We start from the raw sequence: 9,840 nt of genomic DNA, 5'->3' as shown, positions 1-9,840 counted from the left end.
CACTTTTCTTTGCACTTCCAAAGAAAAGTAACCAAAAGAAAGGCGCGTCCTTGGGCGGACAGCAAAGGTTGTTTTACCCACGCGCTCGCAGTGACTGCCAGGCCGTAGTAGGCCGTAGTAGTCGTTTGGGGTTCGAAGTGCGAAGACGTTGCGGAGGCGGCACGGGGTTTCGATGAAACACAGCGCGCGATAGCCGCGAAATGACAAAGATGACAAAGCGGGCAGGGCGCGCCATGAACTTCAGCAGGACTGTTACGACTCAGTCATTCTCCTCGGCCGTCTTCCGTCCCCCCACGATTCGTTTGGCGTGGGCAAGCGTACGCACAATGTCGGCATACGCACGTTCCCGGGTTTCAGGGTCGGGTGCCCGCAGCGCATAAGACGGATGCCATGTCGCCAGGATCGTTCGGCCACCATGGCGCGTCGTCTTGCCAAAGTGATCCTGTAATCGCACATGCGCATCCTCAAGCAATGCTTTCAGCGCTGTCGATCCCAATGCGACCACCACGCTCGGCGATACCCGCACCAATTCGCGCTCCAGCCAGTAATGGCACGCGTCCACTTCCCGTTGTGCCGGCGTCTTGTGCATCCGGCGCTTGCCGCGCGGCTCCCATTTGAAATGCTTCACCGCATTCGTCACAAACACGGCACTGCGCGTCACACCCGCTTCGCGCAACGCGTCGTCAAGCAGACGCCCCGCCGGCCCTACGAATGGTTGGCCCGCCCGATCTTCATTATCGCCAGGCTGCTCGCCAACCATCATGATCGGCGCATGCGCCGGACCGGCACCCGGCACGCCCTGCGTCGCGTCCCGCCAAAGCGGGCAACGTCGGCACTCGTCAAGCGTGCGCGGCTCCTGCGCCGGATCGAAGTCGGCGCGGCCAGCAGATTCCGGTGCCGATGAACGTCGGGTAGTCATAGTCAAGGTTCGATGTGTGGTTCCTCTCGCCGCATTCCTCTGCGACGCCATAAGGAAGCCATCGGATCCAGCATCGTCTGTGCCATGGACGCCCTATGCGCAGTTGCAGGCAATCCCCCTCATCGCATCCTGGTCAGTTGGTAAACACCGCTCGATAGCGGCGTAAGCCGTGCTGCGATCGCGGTCATTCGCCGGCCCCGCCCCAAAGCGCGCGAATCGCCGCGATGCCATAGGCGCCTGCGTCATACGCCTGCGGCAGTGTATCCAGGGTCATTCCACCCAACGCATAAACGGGAATATCGGTTAACGCCACGAGTTCGCGAAACCGCTGCCACCCCAACGGCTGCGCAGTCGTGTGAGTGGCGGTCGGCAGCACAGGCGAAATCGTGAGCAGATCGACGCCTATTTCGTTCGCATGCCGCACTTGAGCCGCATCGTGGCATGCAGCGGATACCAACCATTCCGCCGGTAATGGCCGTGAGGTACTTTCCATCAGCCGGGTGCTGGTGAGGTGGATGCCATCGGCTTGCGCCGAGTGCACTACATCAGCCGGTGCGTTCAACAGCAATCGCGCGTCATGGCGCCGGCAGCAGGCGAGCGCCTCTTCGGCCAAGCGCTCATAATCCGGCGCACTCAGCGTTTTGGCGCGCAGCTGCACCAATCGGACACCGGCTTCCAAGGCGCGCTCCAAGCGTGCGATAAAAGCACTGAAAGGCGCATCGGCCTGCGGTTCCGGCGTGACCAGATAGGTGTGTGGGAGATTGGGCGAGCGAGTCATCGACATTATTCCGTGGCAACCGATACGGAAGCGAGGATGACATACCTCGTGAAGAGTGGGTAAGCGTGCCCCGCGCAATTCGGACAAGAAACCGTTTCGAAGGGTGGCTTCCCAGTCGTGGGGCGTTGGGGTTTGGAGCGCGGTTGGGTTCCGTGCTTGGCGCGTTGCAACGCGTATCAAGCCTTTCGTTGCGTGCCCGCGCGATTGACGGGTTCTTGGGTGGGTAGAGACGAAAAACGGGCCGAGAGGCCCGTATTCATTGGTGTCCTGGCGGAGGGCGTGGGATTCGAACCCACGAAGGCCGTAAAGCCTTGCCGGTTTTCAAGACCGGTGCATTCAACCGCTCTGCCAGCCCTCCGAGAGGCGCGATTGTAACCCGAAACGAGGCACGGCTGCCATCCGCGCGCGCGTCGTTTCGTCGATCGCGCCTAGCGTTCGTTCAGGAACAGCGCCTGCAGATCGTTCAAGAACCGCTGCCCCAGTACAGTCGGCGCAATCTTTTCATGCGTGCGCTCGATCAACCCTCGCCGCTCGGCCTCCTGCAAAGCCGGTTCGATCGACGTCATCGACAACCCCGTGCGCTCGATAAACCGGTGCACAGGAAATCCTTCGACCAGGCGCAGCGCATTGAGCATGAACTCGAACGGAAGATCGTGCGCCGATACTTCATGCTCTTCCTGAATCGGTGCCCCCGCGCGCGCTTGCTCCATAAATGTCGCCGGATGCTTGTAGCGCGCCTGCCGTACGATCCGATGCGCGAATGACAGTTTCGAATGCGCGCCTGCGCCAATGCCGAGGTAATCGCCGAAGCGCCAGTAGTTCAGATTGTGTTTGCACTGATGATTCGGCTTCGCATAGGCGGAGACTTCATACCGCCCGTAGCCGGCCCCCGCCGTGCGCTCGTGAATCCACTCCTGCATATCGGCCGATGCGTCGTCGTCCGGCAGTGCCGGCGGAAACTTCGCGAACATCGTGTTCGGCTCGAGCGTCAGGTGATACAGCGACAAATGAGGCGGCGCGAACGAGAGAGCCGTCTCGATATCGGCTCGGCATTCGTCCAATGTTTGCTGGGGCAGGGCGAACATCAAATCGAGGTTGAAGTTGTCGAAGTGCCGCGCGGCGATCTCGACGGCGCGGCGCGCATCGAGCGCGTCATGAATGCGCCCCAGCGCCTTCAAATGCGCTTCATCAAAGCTCTGGATGCCGACCGAGAGACGGTTCACGCCGCTCGCACGAAATTGCGCGAATTTCTCGGCTTCGAAAGTGCCTGGATTGGCCTCCATCGTGATTTCAGCGTCGGCATCGAGCGGCAGCAGCGCGCGCACGTCCGACAGCAGGCGGTCCAGCCCCTTCGCGGACAGCAAGCTCGGCGTGCCGCCGCCGATGAAGACCGTATGCACCTGCCGCCCCCAAACGAGCGGCAAGGCTTGCTCGAGATCGGCGCGCAGTGCATCGAGGTAATCGTTTTCAGGAAATCGCTCGCCCTTCCATTCGTGCGAGTTGAAATCGCAATACGGACACTTGCGCACGCACCATGGGAAATGGACGTATAGCGCAAGCGGCGGCAGCGAAGTGAGCCGGATGGCGCCGGGGGCGGTGAACGCCTGCACGACGCCCGCGCGAGTGCCGATCATCGTTCCTCCTTAAGCCGCGCCAGCAATGCAGCCAGCGCGACGGCGCGATGGCTGCGTGCGTTCTTCACCGCGGGCTCGAGCTGCGCGGCAGTCGCGTTCAAGTCCGGCAGGAAGAAGTACGGATCGTAGCCGAACCCGTTCTCTCCGCGGGGCGCCTGCAGGATTTCTCCATGCCAGCGCCCCTCGGCAATCAGCGGCTCCGGATCGTTTTCATGCCGGACAAGCACCAGCACGCAGCAGTAGTAGCCGCGCCGATCGGCCTGCGCGTGCAAGCGTTCGACGAGGTGGGCGTTGTTCGCCGCGTCGCTCTTCTCTCCACCGGCGCGTTGCGCGTAGCGCGCGGAATACACGCCCGGCTCGCCGCCCAGTGCGCGCACGCACAAGCCCGAATCGTCGGCCAGCGCGGGCAAGCCGGTCAGACGTGCTGCATGGCGGGCCTTGGCGAGCGCGTTTTCGACGAACGTGACGTGTGGCTCCTCCGCTTCGGGGACACCGAGTTCGCCTTGAGGAATGAGTTCAATGCCTGCCGCGCCGAGCATGGCGTCGAACTCGCGCAATTTGCCGGCATTGTTCGAGGCCAGCACGACGCGCGCCAGTGCCGTCGCACCGGACGCATCGTTGCGTACGTGCGTGACAGCCGCACCGCCCGTGCGCGTGCCGGCGGACTCACTCATCGTGTACTCCCGGCGCAACCGTTTGCTGCCCGTGACTGTCGCCTTGCAGCGCTGCCTTTTGTTTGTCGACGAGCGTGCGAATGCCCTGCTGCGCGAGGTCGAGCAATGCGTTCATTTCGTTGCGCGAGAACGGCACGCCTTCGGCGGTGCCTTGCACCTCGACGAAGCCGCCTTCACCCGTCATGACGACGTTCATGTCGGTGTCGCAGCGTGAATCCTCGTCGTAATCGAGATCGAGGACGGGCATGCCTTCATAGACGCCAACCGAAATCGCCGCGACGTAATCGGTGATCGGCGACTTGGCGATCTTGCCCGCGGCGATCAGTTTGGAGACGGCGTCGTGGGCGGCGACGAATGCGCCCGTGATGCTCGCGGTACGTGTGCCACCATCCGCCTGAATCACGTCGCAATCGATGTGCAGCGTGCGCGGCCCCAGTTGCTGGAGATCGAACACCGCGCGCCGCGCACGGCCGATCAGCCGCTGAATTTCCTGGGTGCGGCCCGTTTGCTTGCCGCGCGCCGCTTCGCGATCGCTGCGCGTATGCGTTGCCCGCGGCAGCATGCCGTATTCGGCCGTCAGCCACCCTTGGTTACGCTCGCGCAGGAACTCGGGCACTCGCTCGGCGATGCTCGCCGTGCAGATGACTTTCGTATCGCCGAACTCGACGAGCACAGACCCTTCGGCATGCTTCGTGTAGTGGCGTGTGATGCGAACGTCGCGCAGTACGTCGGCGGCGCGGCCGCTAGGGCGTTGAACGGTATCGGGCATGGTGGGCGCAAGAAGCGGCGTGACGCCGCGTGGAAAGAGAGGAAAGCGCAATTTTACCGCTCCCAACGCTACGCATGCGTCGTGCCGGGTGCCGTGCCCCCGCGGCAGGTGTGCCCGGCAAAAATGGGATAATGCCGGTTCAACGCTTTCGCGCCGGGTCGACGCGGGAAGGCGGCTCGAATAACCGGCCGGTGACGGCCACAATCGCGAGACGGACGATGATTTACAGCATGACAGGCTACGCGAGCGCGACGCGCGAACTCGCGGCCGCAGGCGGCACCGGAGCCATGAGCGTATCGGTCGAACTGCGCACCGTGAATTCGCGTTTTCTCGACCTGAACTTCCGTATGCCCGAAGAGGCGCGCACCTGCGAGCCGACGCTGCGCGAGATGTTGATGACGAAGCTGTCGCGCGGCAAGGTCGACATTCGCGTGAACTTCCAGCGCAGCGAGCAAACGGCAACGGCGGGCTCGCTCAATCGCGATGCCCTCGAACAGCTGGCCGTGCTCGAACGCGCGGTACTCGAAGCGTTCCCCGGGAGCGAGCGCATGCGTACCGGCGAGATCCTGCGCTGGCCGGGCGTGCTGGCCGAAACGAACGTTTCGCCGGACACGTTGCGCGATGCGGTGCTCGCATGCGGCAAGCAGGCCATTGCGGAACTCGTCGAAGTGCGCGCGCGCGAGGGCGCTCAGCTGGCGACGATGCTGCTGAACAACGTGACGGAAATGGAAGCCATCGTCGCGCGCATCACGCCGCTCGTGCCCGAGCTCATCGCGAAGCATCAGCAAAAGATCGTCGAGCGGCTGCAGGAAGCGCTCGGTATCGCCGCACCCGACGCCGCCGCGACCATCGTCTCGCGCGAGGAGATCGCCGAACGCATTCGCCAGGAAGTGACGATGTACGGCATCCGCATCGACATCGCCGAAGAGCTGTCGCGGCTCACCGCGCACCTGAACGAAACGCGTCATGTGATCGAGAAGGGCGGCAAGGTCGGCAAGCGCCTCGATTTCATGATGCAAGAACTCAATCGCGAAGCGAACACGCTCGGCTCGAAGGCGGCGGCCAAGGAACTCGCCGATGCGTCGATGACGCTCAAGCTGCTCATCGAGCAAATGCGCGAGCAAGTGCAGAACCTGGAGTAAGAGGGACCATGACCGAATCCACGAACGAATCGAACGCGCTGCGCAACCCTTACGCCGGCGCTTATCCCGGCAACCTGTTCATGGTGGTTGCGCCCTCGGGCGCGGGCAAATCGACGCTCGTCAACGCACTGCTCGCGCGCGATCCGGCGATCCGCTTGTCGATTTCGTACACGACCCGCAAGCCGCGGCCGGGCGAGCAGGACGGGCAGCACTACCACTTCACGACCGTCGACGATTTCCTCGAACGTCACAATCACGGCGAATTCCTCGAAAGCGCGGAAGTGCACGGCAATTACTACGCCACCTCGCGTCTGTGGATCGAGCAGCAGATGAAGAACGGTCACGACGTGCTGCTCGAAATCGACTGGCAAGGCGCGCAGCAAGTGAAGAAGCGCTTTCGCAATGCGGTGGAGATTTTCATTCTGCCGCCGTCGCTCGCGGCGTTGGAAGAGCGCTTGAAAAAGCGCGGGCAGGACGAACCGAACGTCATCACGCGCAGGCTGCTCGCGGCCGGCAGCGAGATCGCGCATGCGGCCGAATCCGAGTACGTCATCATCAACGAGCACTTCGAACGCGCGCTGTCGGAACTGCAGTGCGTGGTCGATGCGACGCGTTTGCGCTTTGCCTCGCAATACGCGCGCCATGCCGAGCTTTTCATCGAGCTCGGCATCCATCTGCCGCACGCCGAGTAAAGACGGGTGCTTGCGCACATAAGGTAGAATGAGCAACATATTGAGAAGGAATTTCGAAACATGGCCCGCATTACCGTCGAAGACTGCCTGAAGCAAATCCCGAATCGTTTCGAGCTGGCGCTCGCCGCGACGTACCGTGCACGTCAGCTCGCGCAAGGCCACACGCCGAAGATCGAGAGCCGCGACAAACCCACCGTGGTTGCGCTGCGTGAGATCGCTTCCGGCCAAGTCGGTCTCGAGATGCTGAAGAAGGTCCCCGTCTAAAGTGTCCGACGCGCCAGGCGCTGTGCGTCTGGCGCCGTCCCAAGCCATGCCAGTTCGCGCATAGCCCGCATAGCGATCGATACACGGAGGCGAAAATGAGCGCTACCCCATCGTCCGCCTCCGCTTCCACCGATGCCGCGCACCTCGAGCACGAGCATGACGTCGAAGCGCCCGGCCCCGCGCGCAAGTACATCGACGCGGTTCTCGAACAATCGTTTCGCCATCTGTTCGGGCCCACCGCCACACCAGAGCAGCCCCGTCGCCACGACGTCGTTTCGATTGCGAAACTCACGTCGATGCTGGCCGGCTATCTGAGCGTCGAAGAAATCAAAGAGGTCAAGGCCGCGTTCCATTTCGGCGACGAAGCGCACCTCGGCCAATATCGCCATAGCGGCGAGCCCTACATCACCCACCCGGTTGCCGTCGCGGAAACCTGCGCGGGTTGGAAGCTCGACGCGCAGTCGATCATGGCCGCGTTGCTGCACGACGTCATGGAAGACCAGGGCGTCACCAAGACGGAATTGGCAGAACGGTTCGGCCCGAAGGTGGCGGAACTCGTCGACGGTTTGTCGAAGCTCGACAAGATGGAGTTTCGCAACCGCGAGGAAGCGCAGGCGGAAAACTTCCGCAAGATGCTGCTCGCGATGGCGCGCGATGTGCGCGTCATCCTCGTGAAGCTCGCCGATCGGCTGCACAACATGCGCACGCTGGGCGCAGTGCCGGCGGAGAAGCGCCGCCGCGTGGCGCGGGAGACGCTCGACATTTATGCGCCGATCGCCCACCGTCTTGGTCTGAATAATACCTATCGCGAGCTGCAGGACCTGAGCTTCGCGAATTTCAATCCGCATCGCTACGCCACACTCGAAAAAGCCGTGAAGGCAGCGCGCGGCAATCGGCGCGAAGTGGTCAGCAAGATTTTGGAATCGGTGCAGCGCGCGATTGCCGACGCCCAGATCGAAGCCGAAGTCACGGGCCGCGAGAAGACGATTTTCAGCATCTACAAGAAGATGCGCGACAAGCAGTTGTCGTTCTCGCAAGTGCTGGACGTGTATGGTTTTCGCGTCGTGGTAGGCAGTGCGCTCGAATGCTACACCTGCATCGGCGTGTTGCACGCGCTGTACAAACCGGTGCCGGGCAAGTTCAAGGATTACATCGCGATCCCGAAGGTCAACGGCTATCAATCGCTGCATACGACGCTCGTCGGTCCGTTCGGTGCGCCGATCGAGTTTCAGGTGCGCACGCGCAAGATGCACGAGATCGCCGAGGCTGGCGTGGCGGCGCACTGGCTCTACAAGAATGGCGGTGCGGATCTGAACGATGTGCAAAAGCGCGCGCATCAATGGCTCAAATCGCTACTCGACATCCAGAGCGAAGCCGGTGATTCGAGCGAGTTCCTCGAGCACGTCAAGATCGATCTGTTCCCGGATGCGGTTTACGTCTTCACGCCGAAGTCGAAGATCATGGCGCTCCCCCGCGGGTCAACGGCGCTCGATTTCGCGTACTCGATTCACAGCGATCTCGGCAATCAATGCGTCGCGGTGAAGATCAACAACGAATTGCTGCCGTTGCGCACCGAGCTCAAGAGCGGCGATATCGTCGAAGTGATTACGGCGCCGTACTCGAAGCCGAACCCTGCCTGGCTCGGTTTCGTCCGCACGGGCAAGGCCCGCTCCGCGATTCGCCATTACCTGAAGACGATGCGGCTGAACGAATCGGTTCAGCTCGGGGAGCGGCTTGTCGATCAAAGCTTGAAAGGGTACGGGCTCGCGCTTGCCGAGATCGAGCCGGACGTCTGGGACAGGCTCGTGCAATGGACGGGCAACAAGAATCGGCAGGAGATTTTCGCCGACATCGGGCTTGGCCGGCGCGTGGCCGCCGTCATGGCTAAACGCATCGAAGTGCTGGTCAGCGGGCGCGATGGGGACGACGACCACGGCCGAACGGAAGGGGGCGCCGGGTCCTCGGCGCCTCATGCGCCGCCCGTCGTCATTACGGGAACGGAAGGCATGTCGGTGCAGTTGTCCGCCTGCTGCCGGCCGATTCCCGGTGACGACATCATGGGCTACATCGGTATCGGGCTCGGGATGGCGATTCATACGACCGATTGCCGTGTCGCGCAGCGTATCCACCGGCGCGACCCGGGGCGTTGGATCGACGTGGCCTGGGCGCCGCAGCCCGGCCGGTTGTTCGACGTCGCCGTCAAGGTGCTCGTACGCAATGTGAAGGGCGTGTTCGCGCGGGTGGCCGCCGATATCACCTCAGCCGACGCGAACATCGTGCATATCGCCATGGACGAGGATTTGTCACAAGAATCGACGGTCTTGCGATTCGTCATTCAGGTGAGCGACCGGGTGCATCTGGCTAACGTCATGCGCCGCGTGAGAACGAATCCCGACGTGATGCGGATCGTCCGTGAGCGTCCGAGCGAGGATGGTCATCACCGCCATGACGGCGGGATGCGCATCGAGCGCGAGCGCGGCGATTATTGAGCGTTGCGGGGCCCGTCGTCCGGCAGGTCGGGCTCGATCGATGCGCCGTGTATCTCGACATGGACGCAACGTGGACGCAGCATGGATGGTTTGGCAGGGGCGAAACAGCCCCTGCAGCGTGTTCGCAAGCGCAGGGAGGGGAGCAGCGGTTGCGTCTTACTTCTGCGAGCGCAAAAAAACAAAGGGCCTTCCGACTGGAAGGCCCTTCATAGGTGGCGCGGCTGGCAGGATTCGAACCCACGACCCCTTGGTTCGTAGCCAAGTACTCTATCCAACTGAGCTACAGCCGCACGCTAAAACGCAAAACCGGACTTCGGTGAAACAAAAGAGCCTTCGGTGAAGAAGGCTCTTGAAAGAGTGGCGCGGCTGGCAGGATTCGAACCCACGACCCCTTGGTTCGTAGCCAAGTACTCTATCCAACTGAGCTACAGCCGCACGCAGAAGCGAAATTATAGCAAAGTTCCGAGAAAAGGGAAGAC

At 62.3% G+C, this 9,840-nt stretch carries 9 protein-coding genes and 3 tRNA genes; 4 read left to right on the top strand and 8 right to left on the bottom strand.

Going from position 1 to position 9,840, the window contains the following annotated elements:
• Positions 1 to 259: 259 nt before the first annotated feature.
• The 6 genes from ACTHL0_RS08630 to rph form a co-directional block, all read right to left on the bottom strand.
• Positions 260 to 919: a UdgX family uracil-DNA binding protein gene (locus tag ACTHL0_RS08630; protein WP_440566311.1), complete on the bottom strand. Its 660-nt coding sequence runs from the start codon at positions 917 to 919 to the stop codon at positions 260 to 262.
• 184 nt (positions 920 to 1,103) lie between these two features.
• Positions 1,104 to 1,697: a thiamine phosphate synthase gene (locus ACTHL0_RS08625; protein ID WP_440566310.1), complete on the bottom strand. Its 594-nt coding sequence runs from the start codon at positions 1,695 to 1,697 to the stop codon at positions 1,104 to 1,106.
• Positions 1,698 to 1,965: 268 nt separating this feature from the next.
• Positions 1,966 to 2,055, bottom strand: a tRNA-Ser gene (locus ACTHL0_RS08620).
• 70 nt (positions 2,056 to 2,125) lie between these two features.
• Complete coding sequence (gene hemW / locus ACTHL0_RS08615) at positions 2,126 to 3,331, bottom strand: radical SAM family heme chaperone HemW (RefSeq protein ID WP_440566309.1); 1,206 nt, start codon at positions 3,329 to 3,331, stop codon at positions 2,126 to 2,128.
• Positions 3,328 to 4,005, bottom strand: coding sequence for an RdgB/HAM1 family non-canonical purine NTP pyrophosphatase (gene rdgB, locus ACTHL0_RS08610; RefSeq protein WP_440566308.1), 678 nt, complete (start codon positions 4,003 to 4,005; stop codon positions 3,328 to 3,330). The genes hemW and rdgB overlap by 4 nt, the downstream gene beginning before the upstream one ends.
• On the bottom strand, positions 3,998 to 4,774 hold the full coding sequence (gene rph / locus ACTHL0_RS08605) for a ribonuclease PH (RefSeq protein ID WP_440566312.1): 777 nt from the start codon (positions 4,772 to 4,774) through the stop codon (positions 3,998 to 4,000). The genes rdgB and rph overlap by 8 nt, the downstream gene beginning before the upstream one ends.
• Positions 4,775 to 4,992: 218 nt before the next feature.
• Between rph and ACTHL0_RS08600 the strand changes: the two genes are divergently transcribed.
• The 4 genes from ACTHL0_RS08600 (at position 4,993) to ACTHL0_RS08585 (ending at position 9,361) form a co-directional block, all read left to right on the top strand.
• Positions 4,993 to 5,916 (top strand): YicC/YloC family endoribonuclease, encoded by a 924-nt coding sequence (locus ACTHL0_RS08600; protein ID WP_440566307.1) that lies wholly within the window; start codon positions 4,993 to 4,995, stop codon positions 5,914 to 5,916.
• Between the two features lie 8 nt (positions 5,917 to 5,924).
• Entirely contained in the window at positions 5,925 to 6,608 is a 684-nt protein-coding gene (gene gmk / locus ACTHL0_RS08595) for a guanylate kinase (protein WP_440566306.1), read from the top strand.
• Between the two features lie 60 nt (positions 6,609 to 6,668).
• Positions 6,669 to 6,872, top strand: coding sequence for a DNA-directed RNA polymerase subunit omega (rpoZ, locus tag ACTHL0_RS08590; protein ID WP_027817423.1), 204 nt, complete (start codon positions 6,669 to 6,671; stop codon positions 6,870 to 6,872).
• Positions 6,873 to 6,967: 95 nt separating this feature from the next.
• Complete coding sequence (locus ACTHL0_RS08585; protein ID WP_440566305.1) at positions 6,968 to 9,361, top strand: RelA/SpoT family protein; 2,394 nt, start codon at positions 6,968 to 6,970, stop codon at positions 9,359 to 9,361.
• 213 nt (positions 9,362 to 9,574) lie between these two features.
• On the opposite strand, the gene ACTHL0_RS08580 is transcribed toward ACTHL0_RS08585, so the two are convergent.
• Together ACTHL0_RS08580 and ACTHL0_RS08575 are read right to left on the bottom strand one after the other, a co-directional pair.
• Positions 9,575 to 9,651 (bottom strand) — tRNA-Arg (locus tag ACTHL0_RS08580).
• Between the two features lie 68 nt (positions 9,652 to 9,719).
• Positions 9,720 to 9,796: transfer RNA gene (locus ACTHL0_RS08575), tRNA-Arg, on the bottom strand.
• Between the last annotated feature and the right edge of the window lie 44 nt (positions 9,797 to 9,840).

It is taken from the genome of Trinickia sp. (assembly GCF_051961175.1).
In the GTDB taxonomy this organism is placed as follows: domain Bacteria; phylum Pseudomonadota; class Gammaproteobacteria; order Burkholderiales; family Burkholderiaceae; genus Trinickia.
This window is presented reverse-complemented; position numbering and strand designations above follow the sequence as displayed.